The organism is Comamonas serinivorans, assembly GCF_002158865.1.
In the GTDB taxonomy this organism is placed as follows: Bacteria; Pseudomonadota; Gammaproteobacteria; order Burkholderiales; family Burkholderiaceae_C; genus Comamonas_E; species Comamonas_E serinivorans.
This window is the reverse complement of record NZ_CP021455.1, coordinates 2,856,422-2,874,238: the sequence shown is the minus strand read 5'-3', so window position 1 is coordinate 2,874,238 and position 17,817 is coordinate 2,856,422. Positions and strand designations below refer to the sequence as shown.

Sequence of the window (17,817 nt, the reverse complement as noted above, 5' to 3'; positions counted from 1 at the left end):
GCCGCGGCCGAGGGCCTGAGCGCCGAGATCGGCGTGTCGGGCGACGGTCAGCCCATGCGCCGCTTCACGCCCCAGGCCATCGCCAGCAGCAGCGCGGTGGCCAGCAGCAGGACAGCCGCGAACCCATGGTCGAACGCCGTGCTGGCAGCCTGAGTGAGGGCCAGGGCAGCGGCATCGGGCAGCTGCTCGGCAGCCCGCAGCGCGTCGTCCAGGCTGTCGTGCACCGACACTGGCACAGGCAACGCGGGCAAGGTCGGGGGCAGAGCCAGCGTGCGGGTGTAGACGGCCGAGAGCAGGCTGCCCATCACGGTGACGCCCAGCGCGCCGCCCAACTCGTACGACACCTCTTCGACCGAGGCTGCCATGCCGGCGCGGTCGGCGGGCGCGCTCATCAGCAGCGTGGCCGAGGCGGCCGTCATGGCCGCGCCCACACCGGCCCCCAGCAGGGCCAGGCTCAGGGCCTGCGACAGGGCCGGGGCCTGGTGCAGGGCCAGGTAGCCGCCCATGCCCAGACCCGCCGCCAGCAGCGCCAGGGTCAGCAAGCGGCCGGCGCCCCAGCGCGGCAGCAGCCGGCCCGCAATCGGGCCGATCACGAAGGCGGCGATGGGCAGCGGCAGCACGGCCAGACCGGCCTCGAGCGGGCTGCGGCCTAGCACCAGCTGCATGCGCTGGCTGAACACCAGCTCCATGCCCAGCAGCGTGGCCGAGGCCACCAGGGCGGCCATGACGGCCGTGCTGAAACCTGTGTGCCGGAACAGGTTCAGGTCCAGCAGCGGATGGGCCATGCGACGCTGGCGGCGCACGAACACCCACAAGGCGCCCACGCCCAACGCCAGGGCCGCGGCGGCCAGCAGGCCGTCCGGCGCGGGCTTGCCCAATTCCTTGATGGCAAAGGTGCAGGCCACCAGCCCCACCATCACCTGCAGCGAACCGAGCAGGTCCCAGGGGCGGCTGGGGTGGCCGGCATGGGTCGGAATGCAGCGCCAGGCCAGCGGCAGGGCGATGAGCACGATGGGCACGTTGATGAGGAACACCGAGCCCCACCAGAAATGCTCGAGCAGCACGCCGCCCACCACGGGGCCGAAGGCGGCGCCGCCGGACGCGACCGAGGCCCAGATGCCGATGGCCAGCGCGCGTTCGCGGTCGTCGCCGAAGTTCAGCCGGATCAGCGACAGCGTGGCCGGCATCATCATGGCCGCGCCCACGCCCAGCACGGCGCGGGCCGCGATCAAGAGGCCGGTGCCGGGCGCAAAGGCCGCGGCCAGCGAAGCGACGCCAAACACCGCCAGGCCGGCGATGAACAGGCGCTTGTGGCCCAGGCGGTCGCCCAGCGTGCCCATGCCCAGCAGCAGGCCCGAGACCACCAACGAATAGACGTTGATGATCCAGAGCTTGGCCGAGGCGCTGGCGGCCAGGTCATGGGTGAGCCGGGGCAGGGCGGTGTACAGCACGGTCATGTCGATGACGATGAGCAGCAGCGCGACGGAGACGATGGCCAGCACCAGCCAGCGACCGGGATGCGCGGCGGTGGGCGGGGTGCCAGGAATGGCGGGGGACAACATGCAGACCTCTTTTCAGGGCGGCCGGTTTCGTGAACGGTGGTCGCGATGATCAATCAATTTTTGATTTGATAAAAGTTTAAATGAATCAATAAAATTGATGAATGGAATGGACGCTGGAACGCCTCAACCAATTCGTCGCCGTGGCCGATTGCGGCTCCATGACCCAGGCGGCCCGCCGGTTGGGCCGGGCGCAATCGGCCGTCAGCATGGCCATGGGCCTGCTCGAGGCCGACCTGGGCCTGCTGCTCTTCCACCGCGCGGGGCGCGCGGTGACGTTGACGCCGGCTGGCGAAGTCATGCTGCTGGAAGCGCGCGCGCTGCTGGGCCAGGCCCAGGCCCTGGATGTGCGGGCCCAGGCGCTGGCGGCGGGCGAGTCGCCCAAGCTGTGCGTGGCGCTGGACGAGGCCTTGCCTTACCCGCCGCTGGCGCGGCTGCTGCTCGAGCTGTCGCAGCGGTATGCGTCGCTGGACCTGACCTTGCTGAATGGCACGGCGGCCGAAGTGGCGGACGACGTGCAGTCGCACCGCGCCGCGCTGGCGTTTCAGTTCGATCGGGGGCCGACGGGCCGCGCGGGCGCGACCGCAGACGGGTTCACCGCGGCGCCGTTTGCCCAGCGCTACGTGGCCAGCGTGCCGCAGGTGGTGTGTGTGGCGCGCCACCATGCGCTGGCCGCGCAGCCGCAGGTCACGCGCGACGACCTGGCGCGCCATCGCCAGCTGGTGATGCACATCGAGGGCGTGGAGGACCCCGTGGTCAGCCCGCGCATCTGGCGCTCGGGCAGCGTCTACGTGCTGGCGGACATGCTGGCCGACGGCATCGGCTGGGGCATCCTGCCGCGCAACATCGCGCAGACGCCCGACATCGAGCCGCGCATCGTGGCGCTGGATTGTCCCGAGCTGCGGCTGCCGCCCCTGGCCGTGCGCATGCTCAGCCTGCAGGGCGCGGCGCTGAGCGAGGCCGCCTTGTGGCTGCCCGAACGCCTGGCGCAGCTGCTCACCGAGGGTGACGGCAGTATGGGTTGATTGCCGTTGATTTTCAAACGGCAATGACCGGATACCCCAAAAAACGACAAAACCCGCCAGCGGCGGGTCTTGGTGGGTGCAGGCGCCAGGGAGTGACGCCTCAAGCCATCACTGCTTGACGGCTTCGATCTGCACCACCAGGCGCACGTCCTTGGGCACGCCAAAGTTGCTGCCGTAGTTCACGCCCCATTGCGAGCGGTCGATGGTGGCGCTGAAGTCGCCGCCGCAGACTTCGCGCTTTTGCAGCATGGGGCTGGGGTAGCAGTTGAACTTGCTGGCCTTCAGGGTGACGGGGGCCGTCTTGTCCTTGATCGTCAGCTGGCCTTGCACTTCGCTGACCTTGTCGCCGTCGAACACGAAGGTGTCGGCCACGAAGCGGGCCTTGGGGAATTTCTCGGCGTCGAGGATGTCGGCGCTGGCCAGGTGCTTGTTGAAGGCGGCCAGGCCCGAGTTGACCGAGGCCGTGTCGATGCTGATGTCCACCTTGCCGGTCTTGGCGGCGCGGTCGAACTCGACGGTGCCTTCCTTCTTGTCGAAGCGCACGCGGTTGGTCGTCGTGCCCATGTGGTCGATCTCGAAGGTCACGTAGGTGTGGCTGGGGTCGATGGCGTAGCTGGCGGCCATGGCGGGGGCGGCGGCTCCCAGGGCAGCAACGGCGGCGACGGCGGCCAGGCTCAGGCGGGTGGTGATCATGATCGGTTCAGTTCCTTGCAGTGTTGGTTGAGGGGAGTACGGGTGAGTTTCCGTTGATCAAAAACGGAATCACTTGGATGCTGTGGTGATCTTGAAGGCCACGCTGACCTCGTCGGCCACCATGGAGGTGTCGGCCCAGTCGCCATCGCCCACCTTGAACGCGGTGCGCTTGATCGGCAGGGTGCCGGTGGCCACCAGGTTGGCGCCGGACTTGGCGATGGTCACCGGCAGCTGCACATTCTGGCTGGCGCCCTTGATGCTGAGCTTGCCGCTCACTTCATACTTGTCGCCGCCCAGGGGCTTGATGGCCGTGGACTGGAATTCGGCGCGCGGAAACTTCGCCACGTTGAACCAGTCCGCCTTGGGCAGCTCGGCGTCGTTTTCCTTCACGCCCATGGTCGCGCTGCCCATGTCGATGCCGATCTGCACGCTGCCGGCCTGGGGCTTGGCGGGGTCGAAGGCGACTTTGCCATCAAACTTTTTGAAGTGTCCCTTGATGGGCACGCCCATCTGCTTGGCGGTGAACTCGATCTGGCTTTGCGCCGGCACCAGCGCCTGCTGGGCCCAGGCGCTGCCGGCACAGGCCGCGGCCAGGCCCAGGGCGACGAGGGTGCGGGGCAGCGAAACAACCTTGGACATGGAAACCTCTTAAAAAACGGTGACTGGGGTAAATGGAGTATGCGGCGGCTCTCGATGTTTCAAGAACGGAAATGGCTGCATACTCCTGTGATATGAGCACGATGCGCAGGCGGCGACGGCCTCAGCGGCCGGGCAGCATGCGGCCCAGCAGGCCGTCGCGGTCGATGAGCTGGTGTTTGATGACGGCGGCCACGTGCAGCACGATGAGGGCGGTCAGCAGCCAGGCCAGCCGGCCGTGCCAGGGTTTGAGCACCTCGGCCAGCTCGGGGTTCTTGGCGACGAAGTCGGGCAGCTCGAGCACGCCGAACCAGACGACCGGGAAGCCGGCGGCCGAGCTCATCGCCCAGCCCATCAGCGGCACGAGGAAGAACAGCGCATACATCAGGTGGTGCACGCCGTGGTGGGCCACGCGCTGCCAGGCTGGCATGGCGGCCTGCATGGCATCGGGCAGCGCAGGCGGGCGGTGGGTGAGGCGCCACAGCAGGCGCGCCACCGACAGCACCAGGATGGTGATGCCGGCCCATTTGTGCCAGTTGTAGAACTTGAGCTTGGTGGGCGAGATGGGCAGGCCGGTCATGTACCAGCCAAAGGCGATCAGGCCGATGAGGGACACGGCCAGCAGCCAGTGCAGGGCCTTGGCCGTGCCGGTGTAGCTGGTGGGGCGATCGAGTGTGGGCATGGGCGTGGGTGTGAAAGGGCCGCGCTGCCGGGTTGGCGGCGCGAACCGGCCGGTGTGGCGCGCAGTTTACGAGGCGGTTGTGCGCCAGAAGTTCAGGGGATTTGTGGTGGCAGTTCAAAAAATTTGAATGACCGGCGGCGGTGGCGTGCGGTCTTGCACGGATCCGGCTTCGCGCCGCCCTCGGGGCGTTCGATCCCGGAGCCCTGGCGCCAACCCTGGGCACTGCGCAGCGGGTTTTGGAGGAATCGAGGGGGCGACACGCAGGGGCAGGAGGGCCAGGATGAAGCTGGCACGAGGTCAGGCTGAGGTTGATGTTGGGCCGATGGCGAGCCGGTGCTGGACCTGGCGACGGCCGTGATGGTCGTCGGGACTTTTGGCGCTGGCACCCGGCGCCCGGGATGGCACTGGAATAATGCGCGGTTTGTGTCCGATCCGTGGCGTCGCCTGCGCATCGTCGGGCGGCATGGCGCCCGCTTCTCCGTTCAAGTCAACATTCGACATGCTGTATGTCATCTCTCCAGCCAAGGCGCTGGACTACGCCAGCCCCGCTGCCACGGCGGCGGTGGCCACCGAGCCCGAGTTCCAGAGCCAGGCCAAAGCCTTGATCGGTGTGCTGGCCCGCAAGTCGCCGCTCGAGGTCGCGCAGCTCATGGGCTTGAGCGACAAGCTGGCCGCGCTGAACGTCGCACGCTATGACGCCTGGCGCGCCAAGCCGCAGCCCGGCGCCGTGCGCCCGGCCGTGTTCGCTTTCGATGGCGACGTGTACGACGGCCTGGCCGCACGGCAGATGCCCCTGGCCCAGCTGCAGTGGCTGCAGGCGCACGCGCGCATCCTCAGCGGCCTGTATGGCGTGTTGCGGCCGCTGGACAACCTGCAGGCCTACCGCCTCGAAATGGGCACCAAGCTGCAGACCGAGCGCGGGGACGACCTCTACCATTTCTGGGGCGATCGCATCGCCAAGGCGCTGAACGCCGCCCTGGCGGCCCAGCCCGGGGCCGACGCCGGCAACGCCGTGCTGGTGAACCTGGCGTCGCAGGAGTACTTCCGCGCCGTGGACCGCAAGGCCCTGCGCGCGCGGGTGGTCGAGTGCGTGTTTCAGGACGAGAAAAACGGCGACTACAAGATCATCAGTTTCTTCGCCAAGCGTGCCCGGGGCCTGATGCTGCATTGGGCTGCCGCGCAAGGGGTGGATCAGCCCGACGGCCTGAAAGGCTTTGACGTGGACGGCTACCACTGGCATGCCGCGGCCTCGTCGGCCGACCGGCTGGTGTTTCGACGAAAGGAAAAGGCATGAATCAATCGCAGCAGGCATTGCCCCAGACCATCACGCCCGAGCTGCGCGAGTGGATCGTGGCCCAGGCCCAGTCCGGCCACACCGCGCAGGCCGTGCTCGACAGCATGCTGGCCGCGGGCTGGCAGGAAGAGGTGGCCATCGAGGCCATGGAAACCACCTTGCGGGCCCACCTCGAAGAGATGCCGGCCGGCAAACGTGCCCAGGCCGCCGCCAACCAGATGCCGCCCGCCTCGCGGGTGCCCGATGCCGACCTGGGCCAGTCGCCCTTGTTCGTGGACACCGGCGACCGCCGGGTGGCGGTGCTCAGCGTGATGCAAAAGCCCCGCATCGTGGTCTTCGGCGACTTCCTGAGCGGCGAGGAGTGCGACGCGCTGGTGGCGGCGGCGCGGCCCCGCATGGCGCGGTCGATGACGGTGGCCAACGCCACGGGCGGCGAAGAGGTGCACGCCGACCGCACCAGCGACGGCATGTTCTTCCAGCGCGGCGAAACCGAGGTCGTGCGCCGCATCGAGGCCCGCATCGCCCGCCTGCTGCGCTGGCCGGTGGAAAACGGCGAGGGCCTGCAGGTGCTGCACTACCGCCCGGGCGCCGAGTACAAGCCGCATTACGACTACTTCGACCCGGCGCAGCCCGGCACCTCGACCATCCTCAAGCGCGGCGGCCAGCGCGTGGGCACGCTGCTCATGTACCTGAACGACCCGGAAAAAGGCGGCGGCACCGTCTTCCCCGATGCGGGCGGATTCGAGGTTGCGCCCAAGCGGGGCCACGCGGTGTTCTTCAGCTACGAGCGCCCGCACCCCAGCACCAAGAGCCTGCACGGCGGCACCCCGGTGATCGCCGGTGAAAAGTGGGTGGCCACCAAGTGGTTGCGCGAAGGGGAATTCAATTGAGGAGTATGACGATGTTCCCGTTTATTTCACAAAGGGGAATGGCTGATACTCCTGTGGATTTTCAGAATTTGCAATTTGGCGCCCTGAGCACTTGCCAGCGGCAGACGGCACACACCGGCCAGGAGGCGGCGTGAGCGACACGTCCCAATCGCCGCTGGGCAAGGTGTCCGCCTATGTGGACCAGTACACGCCCGCGCTGCTGTGCCCCATCGCCCGCCAGGCCAACCGCGAGGCGATTGGCGTGGGCGCGCGGCCGCTCTTCTTTGGCGCCGACCTGTGGACGGCCTACGAGCTGTCCTGGCTGGGGCCGCGCGGCAAGCCCGAGGTGGCCATGGCGCAATTCCTGGTGCCGGCCGAATCCACGCACCTGATCGAGAGCAAGTCGCTCAAGCTGTACCTGAACAGCTTCAACCAGACGCGCTTCGACAGCGCGGCGACCGTGCGCGACTGCCTGGTGCGGGACCTGTCGCAGGCGGCCTGGGGTGGCGGCGCGGTGCGGGCCTCCGTGTCGGTCACGCTGATCGACCCCGACGCGTTCGACGCCCAGCACATCCACGAACTCGATGGCGTGCTGCTGGACCGCCTGGACGCCGAGTGCAGCGATTACCACCCTGCGCCCGAGCGCCTGAGTGCTGCGCTGGATGAGGCGCCGGTCGAGGAGACGCTGATCAGCCGGCTGCTCAAGAGCAATTGCCTGGTCACGGGTCAGCCGGACTGGGGCAGTGTGCAGGTGCGCTACACGGGCCCGCAGATTGACCAGCTGGGCCTGCTGCAGTACATCGTCAGCTTCCGCCAGCACACCGAGTTTCACGAGCAGTGCGTGGAGCGCATGTTCATGGACATCTGGCAGCGCTGCAAGCCGCAGCGCCTCACGGTCTACGCGCGCTATACGCGCCGCGGCGGCTTGGACATCAACCCCTTCCGCACCAGCCACCCCGGCCCCGTGCCGGTCAACGTGCGCACCGCGCGGCAGTGACGGACGGGCTGAGCCCCGGCACACGTCGCTCGCCGGTGTGCTTGCCGGTAGCGCCCATCGGCAACACCACCGGACCGGACCTCGCGCAGGCTTCGGACGCCGCAAGGCCATTGGCAGCTGGGGGCGACGTCACGCTCAGGGAATGGGCGCCTAGACGATCTCAGCGACAGCCCCAGGATGAAGTGAGTTGACAGCAAACCCCACCGCGGGGGAATCCCTTCAGGGCTGCGCAACCTCAACCGGATTGGCTGGCTTGACCGCGGCGGCCGGCTTGGGGCGCAGCAGCTTGCCGGTGGAGTTGGCCTTGACCAGCACCTGGCCTTGTTCGTCCACCAGATCGGCTTCCAGGAACACCACGCTGCCGCCCCAGCGCAACACGCGCGCACGGGCTTCCATGGGCGCCACGCCCACGCGCTCGAGGTAGCTGAGCTTGAGTTCCAGCGTGCTGATGCCCACGGCGGCATCCCGCGCGCGCACCGCGTGCGCCATGGCGTTGTCCAGCCAGGCGGCGATCAAGCCGCCTTGCACGGTGGTGCCTCGGCTGTGGGCGAATTCGGGGCGTGCCGCAAAGCGCACATGGGCCACGCCACTGGGATCGGTGTGGACCAGGCGCTCAAAGCCGATGGTCTCGAGCATGCGGGCGGTGCTGGGGTCGTCGGAGAGGTTCATGGCAGTGAGGGTACGCATGCCGGCGTCCGCGCCATGTGAAGCTCGCGACAGGGGCGGTGGCGAGGCGTGGGGTGAGTCGACGTTCGGCTGCGGCCTGGTTCGTGCCCGGCGGCATCCGGCGGACGGGCGTGGGGAGTACGGCGAATCAGCCCGTGCACGAATCTGTAATTCCTTTGGATACCCTCGAGTCAACCGCCTGGATCGCGAATTTGGAGTGCGCTCTAACCGAAAACATGGGCTGCGACCAGTCAGGGTAAGTCTGGTCTCGGGCAAGCCGGCAAAGCTAGGGTTAGCACTGCGCGTTGAAATCAATCCCTTTGGTTAGCATCCCGCAATTCGTTTTTGACGATTCGGCAAGCAGTAATGTGCAGGTAGAAAGATCCGGTATCCCGGCCTTTCGACATGGCGCAAGTCTGAATCATCGACCCATTTTGTTCAGGGGATGATTGCGCATGCAGTGGATTCAACTCTTGATATCCGGTATTGCTCAGGGATGCATTTACGGATTGATCGCGCTGGGCTTTGTGCTGATTTACAAAGCCACAGAGACGGTGAATTTCGCCCAGGGTGACCTGATGATGCTGGGGGCTTTTGTCGCCTTCGTCTGCATGGCCAGTTTCAACATGCCGTTCTGGCTGGCCACGGTGTTGGCGGTGGTGGCCTTGCTGGGTTTTGCCATGCTGCTGGAACGCGTGGTGATCCGGCCCATCCTGGGCCAGCCCCAGTTTTCCATCGTGATGGTCACCTTCGGCATCGGCTACGTGTTGCGCGGCCTGATCACCATGGTGCCGGCCATTGGCACCGAAACCCATGTGCTGGCGGTACCTTACAAGGACCAGGTGATCCGAATGGGTGACCTGGTGATGAACATGGCGCAACTGGTGGTCATTGGGGCAACGGCGGTGCTGTGCGCGGGGCTGTTCGTCATGTTCCGCTACAGCAAGCTCGGCATCGCCATGCAGGCCTCGTCGCAGAACCAGCTGGCGGCTTATTACATGGGCATCCCGGTCAAGCGCCTGAATGGGCTGGTCTGGGGTCTGGCGGCGGCCGTCGCCGCCATTGCCGGCATTTTGCTGGCCCCCATCACCTTTGTGCACGCCAATATGGGTTTGATCGGCCTCAAGGCATTTCCCGCTGCCGTGGTGGGCGGTTTCGGCAGCTTGCCCGGCGCCATCGTCGGTGGCTTGGTGATTGGCGTGGTGGAGTCCTTTTCGGGGTTTTATCTGCCCGACGGTTTCAAGGACATTGCGCCTTATATCGTGGTGTTGATCATGCTCATGGTCAAACCCTATGGCTTGTTCGGCGAAAAGCTGCGCAAAAAGGTTTGATCTGAAAAGGCCTGGGCATGCGTTTCATATTCAAGACGAGTTACGAGCAGGACATTCGCCTGGCCAAACATGGCGGGCACGTGTTCTGGTATGGCCTGCTGCTGCTGTTCATGGTGGTGGCACCCTGGCTGCTGGACGAATACTGGCTGTCGCAGCTGAGCTTCATGCTGATTTACGGCATCGTGGGCCTGGGGCTGATGCTGCTGGCCGGCTACACGGGGCAGTTTTCGATCGGTCATGCGGCGTTCCTGGGCACGGGCGCCTACACCCAGGCCGTGCTGGTCAACGCGGGCACGCCGTTCTGGCTGGCGCTGCTGGCGGCCGCCGCGCTGTCGGCGCTGGTCGGCGTCATCGTGGCGATGCCGGCGCTGCGGCTCAAGGGCATCTACCTGGGCATCGCCACCATGGCGTTCGGTTTCATCGTGGAAGAGGTGTTTGCCCGCTGGGAGTCGGTCACCAAGGGCAATGCCGGGCTGAGCGTGAACTCGCCCACGCTGTTCGGCTGGGACTTGAGCAGCGGCAACGGCTTTTACTTTGTCTGCCTCGTCGTGGCGGTGCTGTGCACGCTGGGCATCCTGAACCTGTTGCGCTCGGCCACGGGGCGGGCCTTTGTGGCCATCCGTGACTCGGAAATTTCGGCCCAGTGCATGGGCATCCACCTGGCGCGCTACAAGACCCTGTCCTTTGCCGTGTCGGCGGCATTGGCCGGCCTGGGCGGCGCGCTGTATGCCCACAAGCTCAGCTTCATCTCGCCCGACCAGTTTGGCATCCTGCAGTCCATCGACCTGCTGATGCTGATCGTCATCGGGGGCCTGGGCTCGGTGCATGGCGCGTTCCTCGGGGCCGCCTTTTTGATCGCGATGCCGCAGCTGATCAACCTGTCCAAAGCCTGGCTGCCCGAAGCGATCGGCCAGGCCCCGGGTCTGCAGAGCCTGGTGTTCGGCATCATCCTGATCGGCTTCGTGCTGTTCGAGCCCCTGGGCCTTTATGGCCGCTGGCTGAAGATCCGGACTTACCTGCAGCTGTTTCCGTTCTACCGCAAAGGCATGTTCAAGCGGCAGAAGTCTTTCAGCAAGTCCGATCGGCTCAAGTGAGGTGAACATGGGTGACGTGCTGCTTTCAGCCCAGGACCTGAGTGTGCGTTTTGGCGGCGTGCTGGCCGTGAACAAGGTCAGCTTCGAGGTGCGCCAAGGGGAGGTCTTCACCTTGATCGGCCCCAACGGCGCCGGCAAGACCACGGTGTTCAACCTCATCAGCCGGCTGTACCAGCCGACGTCGGGCCAGATCGTCTGGCACGGTGAGCCCCAGGGTGGGCCCGTGGTCCTGACCCAGCAGGCGCCGCACCGGATTGCCAACCTCGGCATTGCCCGCACGTTCCAGAACATCGAACTGTTCGAGCATGCCAGCGTGTTGCACAACCTGCTGGTGGGCTACCACTGCCATGCCACCACCGGTTTCTGGAGCCGGCTGTTCTTCACGCCGGCCACGCGGCGTTCCGAGCTGACTGCGCGGCGCAAGGCGGAGGAGGTCATCGAGCTGCTCGACCTGCAGCACCACCGCGATGCCATGGTGGCCGGGCTGCCTTACGGGGTGCGCAAGGTGGTGGAGCTGGCCCGGGCCCTGTGCACCGAACCCAAGCTGCTGCTGCTCGACGAGCCGTCGTCGGGCCTGAACGTGGAGGAGACCGCCGACATGGCATTCTGGATCCAGGACATCCAGCAGGAGCTGGGCATCTCGGTGCTCATGGTCGAGCACGACATGACGCTGGTGTCCAAGGTGTCGGACCGGGTGCTGGCCATGAACCAGGGCGAGGTGCTGGCCATGGGCACGGCGCGCGAGGTGCAGCAGGATGCCCGCGTGATCGAGGCCTACCTGGGCACGGTGGATGACGTCAGCAGCCTGCGCCGCACGCCGCAGGCCAACCCGGCGGAGGTGGCGCCATGAGCGACGAACACCTGAAACTGCTCAATGTCGAGAGCGCGTATGGGCCCATCAAGGCCATCCGGGGGGTCAGCCTCACGGTGAGGCAGGGTGAAATCAGCACCGTGCTGGGCAGCAATGGCGCGGGCAAGACCACCATCCTGAAGACCATCTCGGGCATCATCGATCCCAACAAGGGCAACGTGGTGTTCGAGTCCGAGGACATCACGGCCTACGATCCCACCGACATCGTGCGGCGCGGCCTGGTGCAGGTGCCTGAAGGGCGCGAGGTGTTCCCGCTGCTCAGCGTGCACGACAACCTCGTCATGGGCGCCTACACGCGGCGCGACCGCGATGGCGTGGCGCGCGACATGGAGGCCGTCTACGGTTACTTCCCCATCCTGAAAGAGCGGGCCCAGCAAGAGGCCGGGCTGCTGTCGGGCGGCCAGCAACAGATGCTGGCGATCTCGCGCGCCATCATGGCCAAGCCGTCGATGATCCTGCTCGACGAGCCCAGCCTGGGCCTGTCGCCCAAGTTGACCAAAGAGATCTTCGAGATCGTCGTGCGCATCAACCGCGAGCGCGGCACCACCATCCTGCTGGTCGAGCAGAACGCCAACATGGCGCTGAATGCGGCCGACTACGGCTACGTGCTGGAGAACGGCCGCATCGTGATGGAGGATACCTGCGAGCGTTTGCGCAACAAGGACGACATCAAGGAGTTCTACCTGGGCATGCAGGCCGACAGCGTGCGCGGGGAGCGGCGCTGGAAAAAGAAGAAAACCTGGAGATAGCCATGGCAAGACATGCGCCCGTTGGCCTGTGGGATGTGGCCGACCTGAAGCCCGCCACGGGTGTGACCGTGCCCGGCGAAACCGTGCCGGAGATCTTCTGGAACGCTGTTGCCCAACGCGGGGAGGCGGTCTGGTTGCGCCAGAAAGAGCTGGGGTATTGGCGCAGCTGGTCCTGGAACCAGACGGCAGAGGCCGTGACCGAGATCGGACACGGCTTGATGGCGCTGGGCCTGGCGCCGGGCGAGCGCGTGTCCATCCTGTCCAACACCGTCATCGAATGGGTGTGGTGCGACCTGGCCATCCTCAGCGCGGGCGGCGTCAGCAGCGGCATCTACCCCACCGATTCGGCCGACCAGGTCGAGCACCTGAGCGCGGACTCGTCGTCGGTGGTGCTGTTCGTCGAGGACGAGGAGCAGCTGGACAAGGCGCTGACCGTGCGCGATCGCCTGCCCATGCTGCGTCACATCGTGGTGTTCGACATGAAGGGCTTGCGCCACCTGCGCGATGACCAGGTCATGTCGCTCGATGCGCTGCGCGAACGCGGCCGAGCCCACGCGGCCCAGCATGCGGGCGCCCTGCGGGCGCGCTCCAGCGCGGTCAAGCCGCAGGACCTCGCCATCCTGATCTACACCTCGGGCACCACGGGCAAGCCCAAAGGGGCGATGCACAGCCACGCCGGCCTGGTCTACAGCACCCGCGGCTACAACGCGGTGATGGAGCAGACCGATCAGGACGAGCGCATGTGCTTTCTGCCGCTGTGCCACGTGGCCGAGCGCCTGGGTGGCGCCTACCTGGGGATGTACACCGGCACGCGCCTGAATTTCGTCGAGAACCCCGACACCGTGGCCGAAAACGTGCGCGAAATCGCGCCCACCGTGGCCCTGGCCGTGCCCCGGGTGTGGGAGAAGTTCTACTCCGCAGTGATGCTGGGCGTGCAGGAGGCCAGCCGCCTGCAGCAGGCCATCTACCGCTGGTCGATCGCCCAGGGCGTGGGCGTCGTCGAGTCCGTGCTGGCCGGCAAGCCCGTCGGGGCGGGGCAGAAGCTGCGCTTTCGACTGGCGCGCCTGCTGGCCCTGGACAACGTGCGCAAACTCATCGGCATCCACCGGGCGCGCTACCTGGTCACCGGCGCTGCGCCCATTTCACCCGACTTGCTGCGGTGGTACATGGCCCTGGGCATCCCCATGCTCGAGGTCTGGGGCATGACCGAAACCTGCGGCGCGTCGGCCGCCGTGCCGGTGCAGTGCATCAAGCCCGGCACCATCGGGCCGGCCACGCCGTACAACGAGGTCAAGCTGGACCCGCAGACGCAGGAGCTGCTGGTGCGCGGCCCCAACGTCTTCATGGGCTACCTGAACCTGCCCGAGAAGACGGCCGAAACCATCGACCCCGACGGCTGGCTGCACACGGGCGATGTGGGCAGCGTGGATGCAGACGGGTTTTTCCGCATCACGGACCGCATGAAGGACATCATCATCACGGCGGGGGGTAAGAACATCACCCCCAGCGAGTGGGAGAACGAGCTCAAGTTCAGCCCCTACGTGACCGATGCCGTGGTGATCGGCGATGCGCGGCAATACCTCACGGCCATCATCATGATCGACCAGGAGAACGTGGAGAAGTTTGCCCAGGACCACGACGTGCCCTTCAGCAACTACGCCAGCCTGACCCGCACCCGAGAGGTGCAGGAGCTGATCCAGGCCGAAATCGACCGTGTGAACGCCAAGTTCGCGCGCGTCGAGCAGATCAAGAAGTTTTTCCTGCTCGACACCCAGCTCACCGCCGAGGACGAGGAGCTCACCCCCACGATGAAGCTCAAGCGCAAGCTGGTGCAAGCCAAGTACGCCGAGCAGATCGAGGCCATGTACCGCTGAAGGCGATTTCACCCGCCGTTTTGTCAACACCAAGGAGACATTTTCATGAGCAACTGGATTCGCATGGGTTTGGTGGGGGCCTGCCTGCTGGCCAGCCCCTGGGCGCTGGCGCAACAGGCGCAGGGCGTCTCCAAAGACGAGATTCGCGTGGGCACCATCCAGGACCTGTCCGGCCCGTTGGCCGGGTTTGGCAAACAGGCGCGCAATGGCATGCAGATGCGGGTCGACGAGATCAACGCCAAGGGCGGTATCAATGGCCGCAAGATCAAGCTGATCGTCGAGGACTCGGGGTATGACCCCAAGAAGGCCGTACTGGCGGCGCAGAAGTTGGTGAACCAGGACAAGATTTTCCTGATGGCGGGCCACATGGGCACGGCGCCCAACATGGCGGCCATGCCCATCCAGTTCAGCAAAGGCGTGATCAACTGGTTCCCCATCACGGCAGCGCGCGAAATGTACGAGCCGCTGCACAAGCTCAAGTACTCGAGCTCGCCGACCTACTACGACCAGGCCCGCCTCACGGGGCCGGTGTTGATCAAGGAGAAGGGCGCCAAGAAGGCCTGCATCATCTACCAGGATGACGAGTTCGGCCTGGAGGTGTTGCGGGGGCGGAAGCCGGCCTCAAAGAGATGAACATGAGCCTGACCGAGAAAACCTCGTTCAAGCGCGGGGCGACGGACTTCAGCAGCCAGGTCGCCAAGATGAAGGCGGCGGCCTGCGACTTCGTGTTCCTGGGCACCATCATCCGCGAGACCATCGGCACCGTGGCCGAGTCGCGCAAGACGGGCTTCGACCCCGTGTTCTTCGGCACCAGCGCGGCCTACACCGACCTCATCCACAAGCTGGGCGGCGCACCCATGAACGGCATCTATGCGTCCATGATGCAGGAGAACCCGTACATCGACGAGCACGCCAACCCCGAGCTGCGGGCTTGGGCCACCAAGTACAAGGAGCAGTTCAAGGAAGACGCAGCCGTGTTCTCGGTCTACGGCTATGTGCTGATCGACAACTTCGCCCAGATCGCTGCCAAGGCCGGTACCGGCCTGACCACCGACAGCTATGTCAAGCAGATGGAAAACGCCAGCTTCGGCACCGACTACTTCGGCTCGCCGCCCCTGAAGTTCTCGCCGACCAACCACCTGGGCAACAACCGCACGCGCGTGTCGCAGATCGTGGATGGCCGCTGGAAGGTGGTGAAGGACTACCAGAAGTGATGCGGCACCGAGCCCGACTCGGGCTCGGTGATGTCACAAGCCGTCAGACAGTATGGCCTGATTGCCGTTCAAATTTGAACGGCAATCAGGCCATACTGCTTTTGAATGATCGTGGCCCAGACCCAGGCACCCAGTGACGCACCTGGCCTCACCATGCCGTGGTCATGGGCCTGCGGTGTTTGGGCGCCGGGCCGTTCGCGACGGCTTGTCGCAGGCGCCCCGTGCAAGTCTGCGGCGCTGTCGTCGCCCGTGCGGACTGTCAGGCAGGCTCAGGCATGGCGAGCCGCCCCTCCGGGTTCACAGCATGTGTTCGAGGAAGGCGCGCGCGCGCGGGTGGTGCGGGTCGGCAAAGAAGTCGCGGGCCGGGCGGTCTTCGACGATCTGCGCATCGGCCATGAAGATGACGCGGTGGGCGACTTCGCGCGCGAACGCCATCTCGTGCGTGACCACCAGCATGGTCATGCGTTCCTGGGCCAGCTCGCGCATGGTGCGCAGCACCTCGCCGGTCAGCTCGGGGTCCAGGGCCGAGGTGGGCTCGTCGAACAGCATGATGTCGGGCTGCATGGCCAGGGCGCGTGCGATCGCCACGCGCTGTTTCTGACCACCCGACAGGCGCGCCGGGTAGTTGTCGCGCTTGTCGATCAGCCCGACCTTGCGCAGCAGCCCCTCGGCCACGGGCACGACCTGTTCACGCTTGAGGCCCTTGACGGTGAGCGGGGCCTCGATGAGGTTCTCAAGCACCGTGAGGTGGGGGAACAGGTTGAAGTGCTGGAACACCATGCCCATGCGCTGGCAGATGCGGCGTGCCTCGCGCGGCGGGGCGTAGTGCGCGGCGGCGCCGCCGTGGGACTGCGCGAGCGTGTCGCCGCCGATCTGGATGGTGCCGCGGTCGATGTGCTCGAGGTGGTTCAGGCAGCGCAGCAGGGTGGACTTGCCCGAGCCCGAGGGGCCGATGACGGCAATGACCTCGCCCGGCGCCACGGACAGCGAGACGCCGCCCAGCACCTGCAGGCTGCCAAAGCGCTTGTGCAGGTCGGTGGCGCAGATCATGGGCGGCTGGGGGGCCGTGTTCGTGGCCTCACTGGTCATGGAGGGCATAGCGTTTTTCCATGCGTTGGAACACGAAGGTCAGCACCAGCGTCATGACCAGGTAGAAGCCTGCAGCCACGACGAAGGGCGTGATGTTGAAGTCGCGCTGCACCAGGCCGCGCGCCTCGCGCAGCAGGTCGTTCAGGGCCAGCACGTAGATGAGCGAGGTGTCCTTGACCAGCGTGATGGTTTCGTTGGACAGCGGCGGCAGCACGCGGCGCACCATCTGCGGCAGCACGATGCGGCGCATGGTCTGGCCGTAGTTCATGCCCAGCACCTTGCCGGCTTCGTACTGGCCGCGGTCCACCGACTGGATGCCGGCGCGGAAGATCTCGGCGAAATAGGCGGCGTAGTTCAGCGCAAAGGCCACCACCGCGGCAGGAAAGTCGGGCAGCCGGATCGGGAAACCGGGCAGGAACGGCAGCGCGTAGTAGATGAACAGCATCTGCAGCATCAGCGGCGTGCCGCGCATCAGCCAGATGTAGCCGTTCACGGCCCAGTCGAGCAGCCGGATGCCGGACACGCGCATGAGCGCAAGCGCCAGCCCCAGCGGCACGGCCAGGGCCAGCGTGATGAAGAACAGCTTGAGGGTGACCGTGGCGCCCTGGGCAAGCTGCGGCAGGATGCCGACGACGTAGTCCATTGTTTGCGCAGGTTGGGTGCCGCGCGGGGCGGCAGGGCAAAGAAAAAGCAGGGTGACGCACGGCAGCGCAAGCCAGGGCATGGGCGCGTGCGACAGGCAAAAAGAACGCCACCAGCATTGCTGGCGGCGTTGCAACGAGCCGCGATTTTATCGCGCCAGCCGCCAGCCCGCCCCACGTCTGCCGTGCCTGAGGCGCAGCCCGATGGCGCCAGGCGCGGTTCACGGCACCTGGCCCAGCCAGCGTGTCGTCCAAGCGCTGAGCGGCTTCGGCGTCCTGCTTGCGCAGCCAGTCCTGCGGGCTGGCGACCCGGAAGGGGCTGGCGCACGTCGGGCCTGTAGAAGGTGTGCAGCCATTGCCGCGCCCGGCGGGTCAGGGCATGACCGGCGACCGGCAAAGGCGCCTCCAGCAGGGCGCAGGCCGCGTCGTGGAAGGCCGGGGTGGCGCGCAGCACCAGGTTGCGCGCCAGGGGCAGGCGCGACGCAGCGCCTTGAACGACAACGCCACCCGCAGGTGGCGTTGTCCGTCATGCG

The 17,817-nt window shown here is 66.3% G+C and carries 16 protein-coding genes and 1 pseudogene; 10 read left to right on the top strand and 7 right to left on the bottom strand.

Features of this window, described 5'->3' with window-relative positions; genetic code table 11:
• Nucleotides 1-47 precede the first annotated feature (47 nt).
• Nucleotides 48-1,562, bottom strand: a complete 1,515-nt coding sequence (locus CCO03_RS12125; RefSeq protein WP_087281387.1) for an MFS transporter — start codon at nt 1,560-1,562, stop codon at nt 48-50.
• A gap of 101 nt (nt 1,563-1,663) precedes the next feature.
• On the opposite strand from CCO03_RS12125, the gene CCO03_RS12120 reads away from it, so the two are divergent.
• On the top strand, nt 1,664-2,584 hold the full coding sequence (locus CCO03_RS12120) for a LysR family transcriptional regulator (RefSeq protein WP_087281385.1): 921 nt from the start codon (nt 1,664-1,666) through the stop codon (nt 2,582-2,584).
• 108 nt (nt 2,585-2,692) lie between these two features.
• Here CCO03_RS12120 and CCO03_RS12115 read toward each other — a convergent pair whose 3' ends face one another.
• The 3 genes from CCO03_RS12115 to CCO03_RS12105 all read right to left on the bottom strand — a co-directional run bounded on the left by CCO03_RS12115 (nt 2,693) and on the right by CCO03_RS12105 (nt 4,595).
• The gene (locus CCO03_RS12115; protein WP_087281383.1) at nt 2,693-3,277 is read right to left on the bottom strand and encodes a YceI family protein; all 585 of its coding nucleotides are present in this window, start codon (nt 3,275-3,277) and stop codon (nt 2,693-2,695) included.
• A 69-nt stretch (nt 3,278-3,346) separates the two neighbouring features.
• On the bottom strand, nt 3,347-3,916 hold the full coding sequence (locus CCO03_RS12110; RefSeq protein ID WP_087281381.1) for a YceI family protein: 570 nt from the start codon (nt 3,914-3,916) through the stop codon (nt 3,347-3,349).
• Between the two features lie 121 nt (nt 3,917-4,037).
• Nucleotides 4,038-4,595: a cytochrome b gene (locus tag CCO03_RS12105; RefSeq protein ID WP_087281379.1), complete on the bottom strand. Its 558-nt coding sequence runs from the start codon at nt 4,593-4,595 to the stop codon at nt 4,038-4,040.
• A gap of 499 nt (nt 4,596-5,094) precedes the next feature.
• On the opposite strand from CCO03_RS12105, the gene yaaA reads away from it, so the two are divergent.
• The 3 genes from yaaA to queF all read left to right on the top strand — a co-directional run bounded on the left by yaaA (nt 5,095) and on the right by queF (nt 7,755).
• Nucleotides 5,095-5,889 carry a peroxide stress protein YaaA gene (yaaA, locus tag CCO03_RS12100; protein WP_087281377.1) on the top strand — a complete coding sequence of 265 codons (795 nt, stop codon included), beginning with the start codon at nt 5,095-5,097 and terminating at the stop codon, nt 5,887-5,889.
• On the top strand, nt 5,886-6,779 hold the full coding sequence (locus tag CCO03_RS12095; protein WP_087281374.1) for a 2OG-Fe(II) oxygenase: 894 nt from the start codon (nt 5,886-5,888) through the stop codon (nt 6,777-6,779). Before yaaA ends, CCO03_RS12095 begins: the two co-directional genes overlap by 4 nt.
• A gap of 130 nt (nt 6,780-6,909) precedes the next feature.
• Entirely contained in the window at nt 6,910-7,755 is an 846-nt protein-coding gene (gene queF / locus CCO03_RS12090) for an NADPH-dependent 7-cyano-7-deazaguanine reductase QueF (RefSeq protein WP_087281372.1), read from the top strand.
• Between the two features lie 219 nt (nt 7,756-7,974).
• Here queF and CCO03_RS12085 read toward each other — a convergent pair whose 3' ends face one another.
• Entirely contained in the window at nt 7,975-8,442 is a 468-nt protein-coding gene (locus CCO03_RS12085; RefSeq protein WP_087281370.1) for a PaaI family thioesterase, read from the bottom strand.
• Nucleotides 8,443-8,876: 434 nt separating this feature from the next.
• On the opposite strand from CCO03_RS12085, the gene CCO03_RS12080 reads away from it, so the two are divergent.
• The 6 genes and pseudogenes from CCO03_RS12080 to CCO03_RS12055 all read left to right on the top strand — a co-directional run bounded on the left by CCO03_RS12080 (nt 8,877) and on the right by CCO03_RS12055 (nt 15,554).
• Entirely contained in the window at nt 8,877-9,752 is an 876-nt protein-coding gene (locus CCO03_RS12080) for a branched-chain amino acid ABC transporter permease (protein ID WP_087281367.1), read from the top strand.
• A gap of 17 nt (nt 9,753-9,769) precedes the next feature.
• The gene (locus CCO03_RS12075; protein ID WP_087281365.1) at nt 9,770-10,846 is read left to right on the top strand and encodes a branched-chain amino acid ABC transporter permease; all 1,077 of its coding nucleotides are present in this window, start codon (nt 9,770-9,772) and stop codon (nt 10,844-10,846) included.
• 7 nt (nt 10,847-10,853) lie between these two features.
• On the top strand, nt 10,854-11,696 hold the full coding sequence (locus tag CCO03_RS12070) for an ABC transporter ATP-binding protein (protein WP_087284619.1): 843 nt from the start codon (nt 10,854-10,856) through the stop codon (nt 11,694-11,696).
• Nucleotides 11,693-12,466, top strand: coding sequence for an ABC transporter ATP-binding protein (locus CCO03_RS12065; protein ID WP_087281362.1), 774 nt, complete (start codon nt 11,693-11,695; stop codon nt 12,464-12,466). The genes CCO03_RS12070 and CCO03_RS12065 overlap by 4 nt, the downstream gene beginning before the upstream one ends.
• 2 nt (nt 12,467-12,468) lie before the next feature.
• On the top strand, nt 12,469-14,340 hold the full coding sequence (locus CCO03_RS12060) for an AMP-dependent synthetase/ligase (protein ID WP_087281360.1): 1,872 nt from the start codon (nt 12,469-12,471) through the stop codon (nt 14,338-14,340).
• A 63-nt stretch (nt 14,341-14,403) separates the two neighbouring features.
• Nucleotides 14,404-15,554 (top strand): annotated as a pseudogene (locus CCO03_RS12055) (ABC transporter substrate-binding protein).
• Between the two features lie 297 nt (nt 15,555-15,851).
• Here the strand turns inward: CCO03_RS12055 and CCO03_RS12050 are convergent.
• Nucleotides 15,852-16,652: an amino acid ABC transporter ATP-binding protein gene (locus CCO03_RS12050; RefSeq protein WP_269466882.1), complete on the bottom strand. Its 801-nt coding sequence runs from the start codon at nt 16,650-16,652 to the stop codon at nt 15,852-15,854.
• Entirely contained in the window at nt 16,633-17,286 is a 654-nt protein-coding gene (locus CCO03_RS12045) for an amino acid ABC transporter permease (protein WP_087281358.1), read from the bottom strand. Before CCO03_RS12045 ends, CCO03_RS12050 begins: the two co-directional genes overlap by 20 nt.
• Between the last annotated feature and the right edge of the window lie 531 nt (nt 17,287-17,817).

Coding starts and splice junctions, on each gene's coding strand:
- CCO03_RS12115 (WP_087281383.1), bottom strand. CDS start 3,277: ATGATCACCACCCGCCTGAGCCTGGCCGCCGTCGCCGCCGTTGCTGCC.
- CCO03_RS12065 (WP_087281362.1), top strand. CDS start 11,693: ATGAGCGACGAACACCTGAAACTGCTCAATGTCGAGAGCGCGTATGGG.
- CCO03_RS12125 (WP_087281387.1), bottom strand. CDS start 1,562: ATGTTGTCCCCCGCCATTCCTGGCACCCCGCCCACCGCCGCGCATCCC.
- CCO03_RS12050 (WP_269466882.1), bottom strand. CDS start 16,652: ATGCCCTCCATGACCAGTGAGGCCACGAACACGGCCCCCCAGCCGCCC.
- CCO03_RS12110 (WP_087281381.1), bottom strand. CDS start 3,916: ATGTCCAAGGTTGTTTCGCTGCCCCGCACCCTCGTCGCCCTGGGCCTG.
- CCO03_RS12105 (WP_087281379.1), bottom strand. CDS start 4,595: ATGCCCACACTCGATCGCCCCACCAGCTACACCGGCACGGCCAAGGCC.
- yaaA (WP_087281377.1), top strand. CDS start 5,095: ATGCTGTATGTCATCTCTCCAGCCAAGGCGCTGGACTACGCCAGCCCC.
- CCO03_RS12060 (WP_087281360.1), top strand. CDS start 12,469: ATGGCAAGACATGCGCCCGTTGGCCTGTGGGATGTGGCCGACCTGAAG.
- CCO03_RS12095 (WP_087281374.1), top strand. CDS start 5,886: ATGAATCAATCGCAGCAGGCATTGCCCCAGACCATCACGCCCGAGCTG.
- CCO03_RS12070 (WP_087284619.1), top strand. CDS start 10,854: ATGGGTGACGTGCTGCTTTCAGCCCAGGACCTGAGTGTGCGTTTTGGC.
- CCO03_RS12080 (WP_087281367.1), top strand. CDS start 8,877: ATGCAGTGGATTCAACTCTTGATATCCGGTATTGCTCAGGGATGCATT.
- CCO03_RS12120 (WP_087281385.1), top strand. CDS start 1,664: ATGGAATGGACGCTGGAACGCCTCAACCAATTCGTCGCCGTGGCCGAT.
- CCO03_RS12045 (WP_087281358.1), bottom strand. CDS start 17,286: ATGGACTACGTCGTCGGCATCCTGCCGCAGCTTGCCCAGGGCGCCACG.
- CCO03_RS12085 (WP_087281370.1), bottom strand. CDS start 8,442: ATGCGTACCCTCACTGCCATGAACCTCTCCGACGACCCCAGCACCGCC.
- CCO03_RS12075 (WP_087281365.1), top strand. CDS start 9,770: ATGCGTTTCATATTCAAGACGAGTTACGAGCAGGACATTCGCCTGGCC.